We start from the raw sequence: 15,706 nt of genomic DNA, 5'->3' as shown, positions 1-15,706 counted from the left end.
CATCGCGGGTCAAGCCCGCTCCCACACTGCAGGGGCGGGCTTGACCCGCGATAGGGTCAACAAAAAAGCCCCGACCAGGTCGGGGCTTTTCGTGCAGCCGGTTAGCGCTTACTTGCTGGCAGGCTTGCCAGCCGGTACGGCTTCCTTGCTGCGCCAGTGCGGCAGCGAGTTCCAGTAGCGCTGGCCCTTGGCATCGTCGTACATGCCTTCCCAACGAGCGATAACCAGTACCGCCAGGGCGTTGCCGATCACGTTCAGGGCAGTACGGGCCATGTCCATGATGCGGTCGACACCGGCGATGAAGGCCAGGCCTTCCAGCGGGATACCAACGCTGCCCAGGGTGGCCAGCAGGACCACGAAGGACACGCCCGGTACACCGGCGATGCCTTTGGAAGTGACCATCAGGGTCAGCACCAGCAGCAACTGCTGGCTCAACGACAGGTCGATGCCATACAGCTGGGCGATGAAGATCGCCGCGATGCTCTGGTACAGGGTCGAACCGTCAAGGTTGAACGAGTAGCCGGTCGGCACCACGAAGCTGCAGATGGCTTTCGGCGCACCGTAGGCTTCCATCTTCTCGATCACGCGCGGCAGCACGGTCTCGGAGCTGGCGGTGGAGTAGGCCAGGACCAGTTCGTCCTTGAAGATGCGCATCAGCTTGATCACCGAGAAGCCGAACAGGCGGGCGATCAGGCCAAGGACCATGAAGGCGAAGAAGGCGATGGCGAAGTACACCAGCAGCACCAGCTTGGCCAGCGGCAGCAGCGAGGCGAAGCCGAAGTTGGCGACGGTCACCGCGATCAGCGCGAACACACCGATTGGTGCGTAGTTCATGATCATGTGAGTGACCTTGAACATGGCTTCGGAGACGCCCTGGAAGGTTTTCACCAGCGGGTCGCGGATGTCTGCCTGCAGGCTCGACAGGCCCAGGCCGAACAGCACCGAGAAGAAGATGATCGGCAGCATCTCACCGCGCATCAGCGCTGCGAAGATGTTCGACGGGATCAGGTTGAGGATGGTCTCGATGAACGCATGCTCATGCTGAACCTCGGCCGCCGTGGCCTGGTACTTGGAGATGTCGACGGTACCCAGGGTGCTCATGTCGATGCCGGCACCCGGGTGGAACAGGTTGGCCAGCACCAGGCCGACGACGATGGCGATGGTGGTCACCACCTCGAAGTAGATGATGGTCTTGAGGCCGATACTGCCGAGTTTTTTCGCATCGCCAACCCCGGCGATACCCACGATCAGCGACGAAATCACGATCGGGATGACGATCATCTTGATCAGGCGAATGAAGATGTCACCTGCAGGCTGCAGGACGTTGCTGATCCACCATGCCTTTTCTGCACTGAAATGGTTCAGTAAAGCGCCGATTGCAATCCCCAGTACCAGACCGATGAGGATCTGCCAGGCGAGGCTTAGCTTTGCCTTCTTCATGTCGTTACCTTTCTTCAAGTGGAAACGGCCACCAGGCTGATAACCGCGATCCAGAGCTGTTGCCAGCGATCCGTATCGTTTTTGTTATCTGCCGATGACATCGTAAAAGGTCACCGCAAGCGAGCGTAGGAACGCTCAGGCCAGCGAAAAAAGGCGCAACTATTCCGACGTGGGGGGGCTCCGTCTAATGCCGTAAACGACTACCCTATGCCGAATCGGCATGAGGTTTATCGGCCAAATCGTACGTCACAATGGGTTATTCGCCTACCGTTCGGAATTCCGACGATGGCCAAAGCGCCATAATCCGGCAGATATAGAGGTATCCACCTGCAAGGCAAAGGCCTTTGTTCGACAATCCGAATGGGTGAAATTGCTTCGACTTTGGTAGGGCGGCGGGGTGAAAAAATATCGATGTACGGTCGGGCAAAAATATGCGTCGACTGCTTCGGTAGGAAAAACGAATTTACTGCGAGGAAAAGGCGATTGCCTCAAAGAGCGCTACGGAAGCCCGGTCGGGCACCTCTGCCTGAAGGCAGTTACCCGACCCGGAACTTCCGCTACCGCTGCACCTGACCCGGCCCTCATCGGAGGTACTCCCTGTACCCCTAGGCCCCTCCGATCCTGAAACAATCAGAGCAGCCCGGCCCCTTGGTCATGCGCCTGCCTTCCTCGGGTGGCGCAGCATAGAAGCCTGAAATGGAAAAAGGTTCAGCTTCTATATATGTACTGATGTGTGAGCAACACCTCAGTACCAGTTCGGATCCCGCTTGAGTTGCTCCTTGAGCAGGGCCTGCATGCCTTCGTCCGGCTTGCCCAGCCATCGGTAGTCGGCGTGGCGTGTGGGCGACTTGTCGGACGGCAACCCTTCGGGTACTTCAACCAGCATCCCGTAGGCTTCGTCCTTGTCCCAACTGAAGGCAACGATCAGGCGCTTGTTCAGGCATTTCTGCTCGGACTCGCACAACGGTCCGACCAGATACTTGTCGCCATCTTCCTCAACCGCCGACATCTGTTGCTCGGAGGTACCGCTCAGGTTGAGGACCCATTCGGGCAAGCGCTCTTCGTTTTTGACCACGTCCTGCCAGGTTTCCCGGTATTCAGGGTCCGAGCCAAGAACCTGATTGGCCCGGACCTGGCCGTCATTGGCCGCCATTGCCACTGCGCTGCCGCCCATGATCAGGGCGGCAACCAGGGCTCTGCCTAGCGTTGTGCTCATACTCAGCCCCTACCGCGGCGACCAAAGAAGAAGGACACCACGAATAGCACCAGGAAGATAATGAACAGAATCTTCGCGATACCGGTAGCGGCGCCGGCGATACCACCGAAGCCCAGCACGGCAGCGACAATGGCGATAATCAGGAAGGTGATGGCCCAACTCAACATGGTGATTCTCCTTACCGTTTTTAGAAGAGGTCCTTGGGTGCTCGCTTAAAACACCCAGCGATCACGGGGTGCAGCGTTATCAACAACGGCTGGAGTGGTCACTGGCGTAGACAGTGCGACCCGGGCCTGCAGCGGTGCAATGGAGCGTTGCGCCTGAACCTGCGCCACCAGCGCTGCCTGGGCAGCCAGCTGCTCGGCACTGTGCGCGGTTTCCCAGCTGTTATAGAGCTGACCGGCAATCAGGGTCAGCAACAGCGCCAGGCTGAAAAACAGGCCTTGGCGCAGCTGAAGCGAAGAAACCTGCACTAGGGTGGCGGGGTAGCGGTTCATGCCGTGCTCCTCCTGCTGCGTTTACTGTTGACTTGATGTAGTCATTGCAGCCTGCATGCCAGCCTTTAAAACAATTTTTTATCGTTAAAAATCAATATGTTATCCATATATTTGGATCCCGACCGAAACGTATCCTGCACGATCGGGCGCAGGCGCTCGTGCGTTTTGCATGATCAGCCCGGGACCTTGCTCGCCACCTTGAGCATGTCGGCATCGACCCCGCGAACGCCGCGAATCTGCCGGGCGACCTCGACGGCAATGGTCTTCTGCTCGCTGCTGACCACCTCGCCAGACAAGCGCACCACGCCATCCTGGGTCGCCACCTTGATGTTCGGGCCATCGAGGTTGCGGCTGTACATGAAACTGGTCTGCACCTTGTCGTTGATCCAGGCGTCGCTGAGCTGCGGATCGGCAACCAGCTCCTGGCGCTCTTCGCGCAACCTGGCCATATCCGCGGCACCCAGGCTGATCAGGTTGTTGACCAGGTAAACGCCCTCGGTGGAGCTTGCCAGTACGCCCGCCAGCTCCTTGGCTTCGGCGCTGCTGACTTGGCCGCGCAGGGTGACCACACCTTCACGGCTGTCTACTTCTATAGGGGCTGCCTGGGTATGAGTGCTCCACAGCAGGCGCGCGCGAATAATGGAGGCGAGGGTCGCGTCCTCCAGGCGCTGGGCATAGGCGCGCAGCTCCAGCGGTTGTTCGACCAGTTCGGCATTTAGCTGCAGGTCGTTCTGCACCGCCTCGATGCCGCGGGTCGCCAGGGCAATACGTTCGGCCAGCTGACGCTCGACCTCGTTTTCCACCTCACCCTGCAAATGCGCCGTGCTGCCCTGGACCTTGACCTCGATCTTGAACGGGTTGAGCAAGCGGTTGAGCGCCAATGCAGTTTGCAAGGCGCCTTCCTGGCGGGCCTGCTGCACGCTGGAAGAAGGCGATTCGGCGGCGCTGCTGGCCATCGGCAGCAGCAGGAACAGGGCAGTAGCGACTGCCAACGGATAGGGCGCGGACATGACAAAGCCTCCGATGGGTCAGAGTCTTTTGTCTTCGCAGAGCCCGTGCCAGTTCCTTGCGGGTAAACAACCGCTGACTTTTCAGTGGGTTAGATAAGTGCTGGGCGAACGGCTACCATGCAGACAGCGGAATGAATCAGAATGAACCATGCAACTTGCCCGATTTTTCCGACACTAACCTAGATCATTCTCAAAGGAGCGTAGGAAATGGAGCCAGCCCAGGAACATCAAGGCCGTATTCTGCTGGTCGACGATGAGTCCGCCATCCTGCGAACCTTCCGCTACTGTCTCGAAGATGAAGGCTACAGTGTGGCCACCGCCAACAGTGCGGCGCAGGCCGAAACCCTGCTGCAACGACAAGTCTTCGACCTGTGTTTCCTCGACCTGCGCCTGGGCGAGGACAACGGTCTGGATGTACTGGCGCAGATGCGTATCCAGGCGCCGTGGATGCGCGTGGTGATCGTCACTGCGCATTCGGCGGTCGACACCGCGGTTGATGCAATCCAGGCCGGTGCCGCCGATTACCTGGTGAAGCCGTGCAGCCCGGACCAGTTGCGCCTGGCCACTGCCAAGCAACTGGAAGTCCGTCAGCTGTCGGCACGCCTGGAAGCACTGGAAGGCGAAGTCCGCAAACCCAAGGACGGCCTCGACTCGCACAGCCCGGCGATGATGGTAGTGCTGGAAACTGCCCGCCAGGTCGCCACCACCGACGCCAACATCCTCATTCTCGGTGAGTCCGGTACCGGTAAAGGTGAACTGGCCCGCGCCATTCACGGCTGGAGCAAGCGTGCGCGCAAAGCCTGCGTGACCATCAACTGCCCGTCGTTGACCGCCGAGCTGATGGAAAGCGAGCTGTTCGGCCACAGCCGCGGTGCCTTTACCGGTGCCAGCGAAAGTACCCTGGGCCGGGTTAACCAGGCTGACGGCGGTACGTTGTTCCTCGACGAGATCGGCGATTTCCCGCTGACCCTGCAACCCAAGCTGCTGCGCTTTATCCAGGACAAGGAATACGAGCGGGTCGGCGACCCGGTGACCCGCCGTGCCGATGTGCGGATTCTGGCCGCGACCAACCTCAACCTTGAGGACATGGTCCGCGAAGGACGCTTCCGGGAAGACCTGCTGTACCGTCTGAATGTCATCACCCTGCACCTGCCGCCATTGCGCGAGCGCAGCGAAGACATTCTCACCCTGGCCGATCGTTTCCTCGCCCGCTTCGTCAAGGAATACTCGCGACCGGCACGCGCGTTCAGCGACGAAGCGCGCGCCGCGCTGCTCAATTACCGCTGGCCAGGCAATATCCGCGAGCTGCGCAACGTGGTCGAACGGGCGAGCATCATCTGTGCCCAGGAGCGCGTCGAGATCAGCCACCTGGGCATGGCCGAACAACCGGCCAGCAATGCCCCGCGCATTGGCGCGGCGCTGAGCCTGGATGAACTGGAACGCGCCCATATCGGTGCGGTACTGGCCACCAGTGAAACCCTCGACCAGGCCGCCAAGACCCTCGGTATTGATGCCTCGACCCTGTACCGCAAACGCAAGCAGTACAACCTGTGAAACTGGCGATGAAGCTGCGCACGCGGCTTTTCCTCAGCATTTCAGCGCTGATCACTGTCGCGCTGTTCGGCTTGCTGCTGGGCCTGGTCAGCGTGCTGCAGATGGCCAACGCGCAACAGGCGCTGGTGCGGGAAAACTCGGTGACCCTCGACCTGGGCCTGAAGCTACGGCAGAACCTGGGCGAGCAACTGACCCTGCTGCTGGATGACTCCCAGGACAAACCAGCCCTCGAAGGGCTGCAAAGGCAGTTCCAGCAACTGCTGGACGAAGGCATCAACCATGACGACGACAGCCCTGGCGATCAGGGCTTTGCCAAAGCCAGTATCGATTACCAGGCCTTCCTCCAGGCCTACCGTAGCAGTAGCTCGCCTTCCAAGAGTCTGGGCGCGGACCAACCGTTGGGCCACGCCTTCAACGTACTGCGTGCCGATCTGGTCGAATCGCATAAACGCGCCTTGCAGCACATCAACGAAAGCGAGCAGAAAGCCCATGACCGCGCCCTGCTGATTGGCGGCTTGCTCGGCCTGGTTGGCCTGACAGTATTGATTCTCGGTTTTGTTACAGCCCATGGCATCGCCCGCCGCGTCGGCCAGCCGATCGAAGCACTGGCCAAGGCCGCCGACCAGATCGGCCAAGGCAACTTCGAGGTGACCTTGCCGGTCGCCCACGCCCTGGAGCTGAACCAGCTGACCCGCCGCTTTGGCCTGATGGCCGAAGCCTTGCGCAAGCATCAAGCAACCAACATCGACGAAGTACTGGCCGGCCAGCAGCGTCTGCAAGCGGTGCTCGACAGCATCGACGACGGCTTGCTGATCATCGATCGCCAGGGCCATCTGGAGCACCTCAACCCGGTCGCCCAACGCCAGCTGGGCTGGGAAGATGCACGCCTGTGCACCGGGCTTGGCGATGCCCTGCAGCGCCCGGAGCTGGACGAACAACTGCGCCTGGTGCTGCGCGGCGGCACCCTGGACCGGGTGCCCGATGATCTCAGCCTGGAAATAGATGAAGAATCCCGGCTGCTTTCCTACAGCCTGACACCGGTATGCCATCCACAAGGGCAAATCCTCGGCGCGGTGATGGTGCTGCACGATGTCACCGAACAACGCGCATTCGAACGGGTACGCAGTGAATTCGTCCTGCGTGCCTCCCATGAGCTGCGCACGCCGGTGACCGGCATGCACATGGCTTTCGGCCTGCTGCGTGAGCGCCTGAGCTTTGCCCCTGATTCGCGGGAGGCGGACCTGTCCGACACCATCGGCGAAGAGATGCAGCGCCTGAACCAGCTGATCAATGACCTGCTGAACTTCTCCCGTTACCAGAGCGGCCTGCAAAAGCTCGAACTCACCCCTTGTGCCATCGACGAACTGCTGGGCCGTGCCTGCGAGCGTTTTGCTGCTGCGGCCAACGACAAGCAGATCGAGTTGCAGGTCGAACTCACTGCGCCCCTGCCGCGCATCCAGGCCGACCCCGCGCAGCTGGACCGGGTCATGGACAACCTGCTCGACAACGCCGTGCGCCATACGCCGAATGCCGGGCGCATCCGTCTGCATGCACGCCGTCACGCCGAGCGGGTGATCATCAGCATCGAAGACAACGGTGAGGGCATCGCCTACGGCCAGCAGGGCAGGATCTTCGAGCCTTTCGTCCAGGTCGGGCGCAAAAAGGGCGGTGCAGGCCTGGGCCTGGCGCTGTGCAAGGAGATCGTCCAGCTGCACGGCGGGCGCATGGGGGTGTATTCGCGGCCAGGCCAGGGCACCCAGTTCTATATGGCCTTGCCGGTCTGATTCACCTGCGGCTCAGGCTTCATCGTCGATGCGACGAGGCCCGAGACGCCGGCCGCGGGTGATCAGCTCGATGAACTGGCGGGCGTTGAGCGGATGAGCGAACAGCCAGCCCTGGCCGTAATTGACCCCTTCACTGTTCAGCAGCAAGGCTTGGTCTTCGTACTCGATACCCTCGGCAATCACCCGCAACTGCAGGGCGTGGGCCATGCGGATGATGTGCGGCGCCACCCCGCTGCTGGCCGCGTCATGGCCCAATGCATCGATAAAGGCCTTGTCGATCTTCAGGCAATCGACCGGCAGGGTTTGCAGGTAGGCCAGGCTGCAATAGCCGGTGCCGAAATCATCGATCAACACCTGATGCCCCACCGCCCGCAAGGCTTGCAGGTTATCCCGGGCCACCACTACATCAATCAGCCCGCGCTCGGTGACCTCGAAGGCAATCTGGCTGGCCGCCACATGGTGCAAAGCCAGCAACCTCGCGGCTACCCGACCGATTCTCGGCACCATGACATCGCAAGCGGCAAGATTTACCGAGATGTACAGCTGGCGATTGGCGCGCAGCAACTGGCCCAATTGCTCCAGCACTCGCTGCAGGACGAAGTCGGTAATCTGACGGATCTGCCCCGTGTTCTCCGCCAGCGGGATGAACAAGTCCGGGCTGGTCAGCGTGCCATCCGGCCGTCGCCAGCGTACCAGGGCTTCAGCCCCCACGCAGCGGCGGCTGGTGAGTTCGAAGATCGGCTGGTAGAGCACTTGCAACTCCCCCCGGCGCAAGGCGCCCTGCAGCTCCGAGCTCATCGAGCGACGCTGGCGAACCAGCTGCAGCACCAACCAGCCAATGCACCAAGCCAGCACCAGGCTGCCTGGGAACAGTAGCCAGAGAATGCCGTTCATCTTCAACGGCAAGCTGGCCCGCGGGGCGATCAGCACAAGCTGATAGTCCGGCGACTTGGTCGGCATACGGTAGATAAGCCGGTCCGACAGCTCCAGCAGGGAATCGTTGGAGGCCGGCGGCCAGTCGGTTGACGGCGGCCATACTTGCGGCGGGCCAAGTACCGGAACTGCACGTGCACCGTTGTCCAGCACCACTAGCAAGCTGCCCTCCGGCGGCAGGTCGACCACATCGGTCAGGTGCCCACGGGAAGTGGCGACGAGAAATTTGCCACGGCCAAGCATCAACGCCGCCAGGTTGTCATCGGGTTCAGTGGTGGTGTTGAGCCAGTAGCTGTAGGTAGGGCCCTGGATATCGGCAGGGCGTAACGGATTGATGGTGCGCTCGCCGATGCGGTTGGAACAAGCGATAGTGCCATCGACGTAGGCGGCTTCATAAACGAAACGGTAGCTGAAGCCGACCTGCTGCAAGGCCGCTAGCATATTGGCGTCGCAGCCCCGCAAAGGCTGGGCCTGAAGCTGATCGACGCCTTCGCGCAACTGGCCGAATATCTGTTCCAGGCGCACGAGAAAACGCTCGCCCTTGGCGTTCATCTGCTCGATTTCGCTTTGCTGTATCTGGTGCATGGCCACGCCAACGCTGGCCATGAGCAACAGGATCGCGCTGGCCGTAGCCGCGAGTATGGCCAATAACCAGGGACGATAGAGCAGGTGGCGCAGCACGGACAGGGCAGCTGACATCAATAAGCATCCAGTTGAATACCAAGAGGTATAGCAACTGCCAGCCAAGTCAGCCTGCCCGTTGGGCGGTGCCGGTTAACGACTGCTGTTGAGCACCTGCAACATCGCCGCTGTTTGTGCATCCGGCACACCATCGAAACGCTGGGGGCGGAAGCGCATCTGGAAGGCTGCCAACACGTGCTTGGTGCTGACGTCGTATTCGCCGGTCTGCTCGATGGCATAGCCAAAGCGCTTCAACTGCTGCTGATACCAGGTGATGCTCGGCGGATTGACATTGAAGTACGCCTGCTGCCGGGCCACGGCCTGTGCGTTCGGCCAGACCCCAAGCCCCGCGTCTGCCAGGCGCTTCCAGGGGAACATCGGACCCGGGTCGAGTTTGCGCAGCGGCGCGATATCGCTGTGGCCGATGATGTAGCGGGGTTTGATGTTGTTGCGCTTGACGATGTCCTTGAGCAGGACGATCAGCGCTTCGATCTGTGCCTCGGTGTACGGCTGCCAGACCCGCCCGGTTGGCGTGTCGGTAAAACCCGGATTGACGATCTCGATACCGATGGAGGTGGAATTGAGCCAGGTGCGGCCATCCCACTGGCTGTCGCCGGCATGCCAGGCACGGCGGCCCTCGTCGACCAGTTGATAGACGGTCGCCGGTGAATCGCCAATCAGGTAATGACTGCTGACTTCACCGTGGGTCAGCAAGGCCAGGGAACGCTCCAGCGACGCGTTGGTGTAATGCAGGACGACGAACTGGATCCGTTCGTCCTGGTTGGCGGAGGTGTGGCTGCGATCGATCCGCAGGCCAGTGGCGCAACCTGCCAGGGTCAGCAGCAGGAGGGCGGTGAAAAACGCTTTCATGGAGAGGGCACTGTGATGAGAGTCTGCAAAGCGTAAGCTTACCGTATCCCCAATGTTGCCACTCAGCCCTGTTCGACACGATTTCGACCAAGATGTTTCGCCCGGTACAGCGCCTCGTCCGCCCGCTTGAGCACCACCTCGCTGCGCTCACCGCTGCGAAATGCGCTGATACCGATCGACAAGGTGATGGTCACCCGCTCGCCCTTGAAGTGGAACGGGCAGGCTTCAATGGCTGCGCGCAAGGTTTCCGCCAGTTGGCAGCCAGCAGGCAGCGAGGTTTGCGGAATCAGCAAGACGAACTCCTCACCACCAAAGCGGGCGATGAAATCACGGCTGCGCAGGCGCTTGCGCAGGACGCTGGCGACAATCTTCAGCACCTTGTCGCCAGCCAGGTGGCCATAGCTGTCGTTGATACGCTTGAAATGGTCAAGATCGAGGATCGCCATTAGCAGGTGGCCACCGCTTTCTTGCCACTCCAGCACTTCCTGATCGACCCGCTCCGACCAGGCGGCGCGGTTGGGTAGGCCGGTGAGGGGGTCGATCAGGGCTTTCTGACGCTGCTCCTCAAGGTGCTCGCGATAGCCCAGGGCTTCCTGCTCCATGCTTGCCACCCGTTCGGCCAAGCCATGCAGGCGACTGGCCATCTCTTGCTCGCGCTGATCGCGCTGTTGCTGGTGCTCGTCCATGGTACCGAGCAAGCCTTCGAGGCGGTTTTCGAGGATGTTTTTGAGACTGCCCAAGTCGGCTGCGCCCTGCACACTGCTTTGCAGGCCATCGACTTGCTCACGCAGCTGGCTGTCGAGGTCGCGCGCTGCCGAGGTATTGTCGGCATGGCCTTCGCTGGCTTCGTGCAGGTGGCTCTGGAATGACTCCAGGCGTTCGTTGAGTTGCTGCAGGTAGGCTTCGAATTCGTGCTGGCCACTGTCGTTGATCGCCAGCATCAGCACTGCCAGATCATCCAGCACCGGCAGCAGCTCATACCAGTTCAGGCCGTGCTCCAGGCGCTCGCGCATGGATTGCGCCTGGGCCTTGTGGCGTTCGGGCAGGGTCAGGTCGTCGAGCAAGCCAAGCAGAGTCTCTTCAATATGAGTTGCGACCGAGCTGTAAGTGGGCTCGGTGCCATCGGGCAGGGCGTACTGGGCGTCCTCATCGTCGACAGCCTCGGCTTCTGGCTGGTGAGCGGGGGGATCGTCCGGGCTATGTTCGAGTAACGCCAATACATCCTGCTCACTGTCCAAAATGATGGACTCGACCGGCGCTGGCAGTTCGGGTTCGGGCTCTGTTGGCAGCTCTAGAACTGGCTCGGGCTCGGGCTCGGGCGCAGCCGTAAGCGGTGGCTCTTCGTTAGCTTCAGCCTCGACCGTTGCGGGCTCGAACGCCTCGGGCACAAGCGCTTGAGCAGCCGACAAGGGCTGCAACTCATCGATATCGACGGGCTCTTGCGGTGCAGTTTCCACAACAGCTTGCGGCATCGGCGCAAGCTGCTCTCTGGCCTCAGGTACAGCCACTGCTGTTCCTGCGAGCGCCGGTTGCAAGGCTTCGGCTTCTGCTTCGGCTTCGCGGTTTCCGAACAAACGCTGCAGCAAGCCGGGCCGATGCGCCTCTTCAGGCCGCTCCAGCGCCAGCAGTGCTTGGCCCTGCAAGCCGCTCAACTCGCCCAGCAGCAGGGGCATTTCCCGGGATTGGCTGGCGCGGGCCTCGACCTGCTTGGCGAATTTTTTCAGCGGTCGGCTGACGTCGCTGGGCAAGGGCAGGGTCTGCAACTGGCTGACCAGCGAGGCGAGGGCAGTGGTGACCTGAGCGATACGGGTTTCCCGGCGCTGCTCGGAATCGAGCACGGCCTTTTCCAGGCGCGGGATCAAGCCGGCGAGGGCGGCGTCCATGTTGTCGGTGCGGATCACCTCGCGCATTTCCTTCATGCACTGGTCCACCGCGCGGTCGCTGCCTTCAGCGGCCAGCGTGCTGCGCACAAGACCACGGCGCAACAGGTCGAGACGGGCCTCCCAACGGCGCTCCAGCTTCTCTTGCTGCTCGATACTCTTGAGGTATTTCTCTTTCCAGCGCTGGGCTTCGTCGGTCATGCCTGGGTCCGCAGAGGGTAATGGCAATTAGCTCAAAGCGGGCAGCGTATCCACAGCAAGGGCATCAGGCAAACGAATCTCAACCGCGACCGGAAGATGATCGGAAATAGGCTGGGCCAGAACCTCGACCCGCTCCAGGGTCAGGCTCGGGCTGAGCAGAATATGATCAAGGCAGCGCTGTGGCCGCCAGCTGGGGAAGGTGGCTTGAATCTGGGGCGCGATCAGGCCCAGATCGCGCAGCGGCGAGTGTTCGAGCAGGTCGGTGGCATGGGTGTTCATGTCACCCATCAGTACCTGATGGCGGTAGCCGCCGATCAGTTCGCGAATGTAGGCAAGCTGCCGGGCTCGGGTCTTGGAGCCAAGGGCCAGGTGCATCATCACCACGACCAGGGCGTCTTCACCCTCGCCGAAACGCACCAGGATTGCCCCACGCCCGGCAGGGCCCGGCAACGGGTGATCTTCGAGCAGTTGCGGCTTCAGGCGGCTGAGCACGCCATTGCTGTGCTGGGCCAGACGACCGAGGTTGCGGTTGAGCTGCTGGTACCAGTAAGGGAAAGCACCGAGCTGGGCCAGGTGCTCGACCTGGTTGACGTAGCCCGAGCGCAGGCTGCCGCCGTCGGCCTCCTGCAAGGCGACCAGGTCGAAATCGGCGAGCAGGTCGCCGATTTTCTGCAGGTTGCCGGCCCGCCCGGTGTGCGGCAGCAAGTGCTGCCAGCCACGAGTCAGGTAATGGCGGTAACGCTCGGTGCTGATGCCGACCTGGATGTTGAAACTGAGCAGCCGCAGCCGGCCATCCTCTGGCAGGCCGTTGGCCTGCAAGTGATGTTCGTTGACCTGCGGATCATGCAGGCCAACGCCACGCTCGGTTCTCCAGCGGCGCATGGCTGGCGCCGCTTACTTAGCGGCGCGCTCCTTGGCGATCAGGTAGTCAGCGACATTCAGCACGCCCTGCGGACCTTTGGCGGTGCCCAGGTCAAAGCGGTACTTGCCGTTGACAACCATGCTCGGTACGCCGGTGATGCCGTACTTCTGGGCCAGATCTTTGGCCTGCTTCACTTGGCCCTTGATGGCAAAGGAGTTGAAGGTGGCGAGGAACTTGTCGCGATCAACACCTTGAGTGGCGAGGAAGTCAGCCATCTCTTCAGGCTTGGTCAGGTGCTTGCGCTGAACCTGAATGGCTTCGAACACCGCAGCGTGAACCTTGTGTTCAACACCCATGGCTTCGAGGGTCAGGAACATCTGGCCGTGGGCATCCCAAGGGCCACCGAACATCGCCGGGATCCGCTTGAAATTGACGTCCTCGGGCAGCTTCTCGACCCATGGATTGACCACCGGCTCGAAGCTGTAGCAGTGCGGGCAGCCATACCAGAACAGTTCGACCACTTCGATCTTGCCAGGTACCGACACCGGAACCGGGTTCTGCAGCTCGGTATACCGGTCGGAGGGTACCGGTTCTGCCGCCTGGGCAGTCATGCCGAAGAGGCTGGCGGTGACCAGCGCGGCGCCGAGAATCAGATTACGCATGCTTTACTCCTGAGCAGTCTATTGAGTCGCCTTGGCGCGACCGGTCGCAGGACAGGTCGAGGCAGGCCCGAGTTCGTTAGTGTAACGGCAGCGGGCACAAAAAAGGGCGGCCGAAGCCACCCTTTTCATCTTTGCGCCGCAGTATTAACCCAGCGTTAAAGCGCGGATCAGTGCAGACCCTGGATGTAGCTGGACAGCGCTTCGATGTCCTTGTTGCTCAGCTTGGCAGCGATGGTGCGCATGGTGGTGGCATCGCCATCGTTGGTACGGTTGCCTTCGCGGAAGTCGGTCAACTGCTTGGCTACGTAGCTGGAGTGCTGGCCACCCAGGTGCGGGAAGCCGGCCAGGGCAATGCCTGCGCCGTTAGGCGAGTGGCAGCCGGTGCAGGCCGGCAGGCCTTTCTCGACGTCGCCGCCGTTGAACAGGGCGCGGCCACGCTCGACCAGCTTCGGATCAGCCGCGCCGACACTGCCTTTCTGGCTGGAGAAGTAAGCGGCGATATCCGCTAGGTCCTGGTCGCTGAAGGCGGCCAGCATGCCGGTCATTTCCAGCACGGTGCGCTTGCCCGACTTGATGTCATGCAATTGCTTTTCCAGGTACTTTTCACCCTGGCCTGCAAGTTTCGGGAAGTTCGGCGCCAGGCTGTTGCCGTCCGGATTGTGACAAGCGCCACATACAGCAGTTTTGGCCTGACCAGCAGCGGCATCCCCTTTGATAGGCTCTGCGGCATTGGCTGCACCGGTGATGCCCAAGGTCAACAGCAGACTCACGAGTAGTTTGTTCATCAGCTAATCCAACTACGGCTAAGGGTGAAAGAGTTATGTATCGGGACTTTGGCTCATCCACTGGATGATTGCCTGGTAGTCCTCGGCACTGCAGTCCATGCACAATCCACGCATTGGCATAGCCTTGAAACCCTGGGTGACATGCACCACCAGCATCTCCATACCCTTCGCCAGTCTTGGCTCCCAAGCCGCACGATCACCTGCTTTCGGTGCCTGTGGCAGCTGCCCGGCGTGACAAGCCGCACACGTGCGGTTGTACAACGCCTCGGGATCCTGTGTAGCCTGAGCGCTGAATAACGGTATCAAGACACCGACAACAAGCAGCCATTTCGTCATGCGAACGACCTTTCAGGGTTGGGGGCTGCACTGCGTTCTAATGCGCAAGCTTGAATCCGATGCCCCCGTGCACATCCTCCTACGCTGGGATAATGCGCACACAAAATCTGGGGCATTATATACTCCCGTTACTGAAACGGAAACGACACCGCTTGCCGAGCCTGCCTCTGGCAACGCCCACACCGGATATCCCATGCAAGTCAAAAACCCCATCCTCGGCCTCTGCCAACAGGCCAAATTCGCCATCAGTGCTGCCAAGGTCGACCAGTGTCCGCCCGACCAGGGCTATGAAGTGGCCTTTGCCGGCCGTTCCAACGCCGGCAAGTCCAGCGCCCTGAACACCCTGACCCACGCCAGCCTGGCGCGCACCTCGAAAACCCCGGGGCGCACCCAGCTGTTGAACTTCTTCAGTCTGGACGATGAACGGCGTTTGGTCGACTTGCCGGGTTACGGTTATGCCAAGGTGCCAATCCCGCTCAAGCAGCACTGGCAGCGCCACCTGGAGGCCTACCTGGGCAGCCGCGAGGCCTTGAAGGGCTTGATCCTGATGATGGATGTGCGCCATCCGATGACCGACTTCGACATGATGCTGCTCGACTGGTCGCGCGCCTCGGGCATGCCGATGCACATCCTGCTGACCAAGGCTGACAAGCTGACCTTCGGTGCAGCCAAGAACACCCTGCTCAAAGTGCAGTCGGAAATTCGCAAAGGCTGGGGCGACAGCGTGTCGATCCAGCTGTTTTCGGCGCCCAAGCGTCAGGGCCTGGAAGAGGCCTACGGGGTGCTGGCGCGCTGGATGGAACTGCCGGACAAGCCCGCCGAATAAGGGCTGCCCGGCAAACGCCGGGCAAAAAAAACCCCGGACTTCGTATGGGGAGGGGGAAGTTCGGGGTTCAAGTTTCCGGACCGCTAGGGCGGGGTCCAGATATCTGCCAACACTTAACACAACATAGGAGCATCGAAGGGCTTCACCAGCCATTCAGTTACTCTGAGTC

15 protein-coding genes are annotated in these 15,706 nt (G+C 61.1%); 3 read left to right on the top strand and 12 right to left on the bottom strand.

What is annotated here, in order from left to right; all coding sequences use genetic code 11:
- Positions 1-108 precede the first annotated feature (108 nt).
- From gltP to JV241A_RS27230, 5 genes are all read right to left on the bottom strand, one after another.
- A complete protein-coding gene (gene gltP / locus JV241A_RS27250) occupies positions 109-1,440 on the bottom strand; it encodes a glutamate/aspartate:proton symporter GltP (protein WP_038997805.1) in 1,332 nt (443 codons plus the stop codon).
- A 745-nt stretch (positions 1,441-2,185) separates the two neighbouring features.
- Entirely contained in the window at positions 2,186-2,656 is a 471-nt protein-coding gene (locus JV241A_RS27245) for an inhibitor of vertebrate lysozyme family protein (RefSeq protein ID WP_115084434.1), read from the bottom strand.
- Between the two features lie 2 nt (positions 2,657-2,658).
- Complete coding sequence (locus tag JV241A_RS27240; protein WP_010222609.1) at positions 2,659-2,823, bottom strand: DUF1328 domain-containing protein; 165 nt, start codon at positions 2,821-2,823, stop codon at positions 2,659-2,661.
- A 45-nt stretch (positions 2,824-2,868) separates the two neighbouring features.
- Complete coding sequence (locus tag JV241A_RS27235) at positions 2,869-3,153, bottom strand: hypothetical protein (RefSeq protein ID WP_115084435.1); 285 nt, start codon at positions 3,151-3,153, stop codon at positions 2,869-2,871.
- 173 nt (positions 3,154-3,326) lie between these two features.
- Entirely contained in the window at positions 3,327-4,109 is a 783-nt protein-coding gene (locus tag JV241A_RS27230) for a BON domain-containing protein (RefSeq protein ID WP_240047908.1), read from the bottom strand.
- 261 nt (positions 4,110-4,370) lie between these two features.
- Between JV241A_RS27230 and algB the strand changes: the two genes are divergently transcribed.
- Together algB and JV241A_RS27220 are read left to right on the top strand one after the other, a co-directional pair.
- A complete protein-coding gene (algB, locus tag JV241A_RS27225) occupies positions 4,371-5,717 on the top strand; it encodes a sigma-54-dependent response regulator transcription factor AlgB (protein WP_115084437.1) in 1,347 nt (448 codons plus the stop codon).
- An 8-nt stretch (positions 5,718-5,725) separates the two neighbouring features.
- Positions 5,726-7,501, top strand: coding sequence for a KinB sensor domain-containing domain (locus JV241A_RS27220; protein WP_134065352.1), 1,776 nt, complete (start codon positions 5,726-5,728; stop codon positions 7,499-7,501).
- 12 nt (positions 7,502-7,513) lie between these two features.
- Here the strand turns inward: JV241A_RS27220 and JV241A_RS27215 are convergent, their stop codons facing one another.
- The 7 genes from JV241A_RS27215 to JV241A_RS27185 all read right to left on the bottom strand — a co-directional run bounded on the left by JV241A_RS27215 (position 7,514) and on the right by JV241A_RS27185 (position 14,711).
- Positions 7,514-9,133: an EAL domain-containing protein gene (locus JV241A_RS27215; protein WP_115084438.1), complete on the bottom strand. Its 1,620-nt coding sequence runs from the start codon at positions 9,131-9,133 to the stop codon at positions 7,514-7,516.
- Positions 9,134-9,208: 75 nt separating this feature from the next.
- Complete coding sequence (locus JV241A_RS27210) at positions 9,209-9,985, bottom strand: N-acetylmuramoyl-L-alanine amidase (protein ID WP_115084439.1); 777 nt, start codon at positions 9,983-9,985, stop codon at positions 9,209-9,211.
- Between the two features lie 62 nt (positions 9,986-10,047).
- Positions 10,048-12,066: a GGDEF domain-containing protein gene (locus JV241A_RS27205; RefSeq protein WP_134065324.1), complete on the bottom strand. Its 2,019-nt coding sequence runs from the start codon at positions 12,064-12,066 to the stop codon at positions 10,048-10,050.
- Between the two features lie 27 nt (positions 12,067-12,093).
- Complete coding sequence (locus JV241A_RS27200) at positions 12,094-12,948, bottom strand: endonuclease/exonuclease/phosphatase family protein (protein WP_115084441.1); 855 nt, start codon at positions 12,946-12,948, stop codon at positions 12,094-12,096.
- Positions 12,949-12,960: 12 nt separating this feature from the next.
- Positions 12,961-13,590, bottom strand: a complete 630-nt coding sequence (dsbA, locus tag JV241A_RS27195) for a thiol:disulfide interchange protein DsbA (RefSeq protein ID WP_115084442.1) — start codon at positions 13,588-13,590, stop codon at positions 12,961-12,963.
- A 167-nt stretch (positions 13,591-13,757) separates the two neighbouring features.
- Positions 13,758-14,375, bottom strand: coding sequence for a c-type cytochrome (locus JV241A_RS27190; protein ID WP_045200661.1), 618 nt, complete (start codon positions 14,373-14,375; stop codon positions 13,758-13,760).
- Between the two features lie 33 nt (positions 14,376-14,408).
- Complete coding sequence (locus JV241A_RS27185) at positions 14,409-14,711, bottom strand: c-type cytochrome (RefSeq protein WP_038997819.1); 303 nt, start codon at positions 14,709-14,711, stop codon at positions 14,409-14,411.
- 193 nt (positions 14,712-14,904) lie between these two features.
- Between JV241A_RS27185 and yihA the strand changes: the two genes are divergently transcribed.
- Positions 14,905-15,537 carry a ribosome biogenesis GTP-binding protein YihA/YsxC gene (gene yihA, locus JV241A_RS27180; protein WP_115084443.1) on the top strand — a complete coding sequence of 211 codons (633 nt, stop codon included), beginning with the start codon at positions 14,905-14,907 and terminating at the stop codon, positions 15,535-15,537.
- The last annotated feature ends 169 nt before the right edge of the window (positions 15,538-15,706 follow it).

It is taken from the genome of Pseudomonas sp. JV241A (assembly GCF_900275665.1).
GTDB lineage: Bacteria > Pseudomonadota > Gammaproteobacteria > Pseudomonadales > Pseudomonadaceae > Aquipseudomonas > Aquipseudomonas wadenswilerensis.
Note: the sequence above shows the minus strand (reverse complement) of the source record. Positions and strands in the feature narration are given on the sequence as shown.

Coding starts and splice junctions, on each gene's coding strand:
- gltP (WP_038997805.1), bottom strand. CDS start 1,440: ATGAAGAAGGCAAAGCTAAGCCTCGCCTGGCAGATCCTCATCGGTCTG.
- JV241A_RS27245 (WP_115084434.1), bottom strand. CDS start 2,656: ATGAGCACAACGCTAGGCAGAGCCCTGGTTGCCGCCCTGATCATGGGC.
- JV241A_RS27240 (WP_010222609.1), bottom strand. CDS start 2,823: ATGTTGAGTTGGGCCATCACCTTCCTGATTATCGCCATTGTCGCTGCC.
- JV241A_RS27235 (WP_115084435.1), bottom strand. CDS start 3,153: ATGAACCGCTACCCCGCCACCCTAGTGCAGGTTTCTTCGCTTCAGCTG.
- JV241A_RS27230 (WP_240047908.1), bottom strand. CDS start 4,109: ATGGCCAGCAGCGCCGCCGAATCGCCTTCTTCCAGCGTGCAGCAGGCC.
- algB (WP_115084437.1), top strand. CDS start 4,371: ATGGAGCCAGCCCAGGAACATCAAGGCCGTATTCTGCTGGTCGACGAT.
- JV241A_RS27220 (WP_134065352.1), top strand. CDS start 5,726: ATGAAGCTGCGCACGCGGCTTTTCCTCAGCATTTCAGCGCTGATCACT.
- JV241A_RS27215 (WP_115084438.1), bottom strand. CDS start 9,133: ATGTCAGCTGCCCTGTCCGTGCTGCGCCACCTGCTCTATCGTCCCTGG.
- JV241A_RS27210 (WP_115084439.1), bottom strand. CDS start 9,985: ATGAAAGCGTTTTTCACCGCCCTCCTGCTGCTGACCCTGGCAGGTTGC.
- JV241A_RS27205 (WP_134065324.1), bottom strand. CDS start 12,066: ATGACCGACGAAGCCCAGCGCTGGAAAGAGAAATACCTCAAGAGTATC.
- JV241A_RS27200 (WP_115084441.1), bottom strand. CDS start 12,948: ATGCGCCGCTGGAGAACCGAGCGTGGCGTTGGCCTGCATGATCCGCAG.
- dsbA (WP_115084442.1), bottom strand. CDS start 13,590: ATGCGTAATCTGATTCTCGGCGCCGCGCTGGTCACCGCCAGCCTCTTC.
- JV241A_RS27190 (WP_045200661.1), bottom strand. CDS start 14,375: ATGAACAAACTACTCGTGAGTCTGCTGTTGACCTTGGGCATCACCGGT.
- JV241A_RS27185 (WP_038997819.1), bottom strand. CDS start 14,711: ATGACGAAATGGCTGCTTGTTGTCGGTGTCTTGATACCGTTATTCAGC.
- yihA (WP_115084443.1), top strand. CDS start 14,905: ATGCAAGTCAAAAACCCCATCCTCGGCCTCTGCCAACAGGCCAAATTC.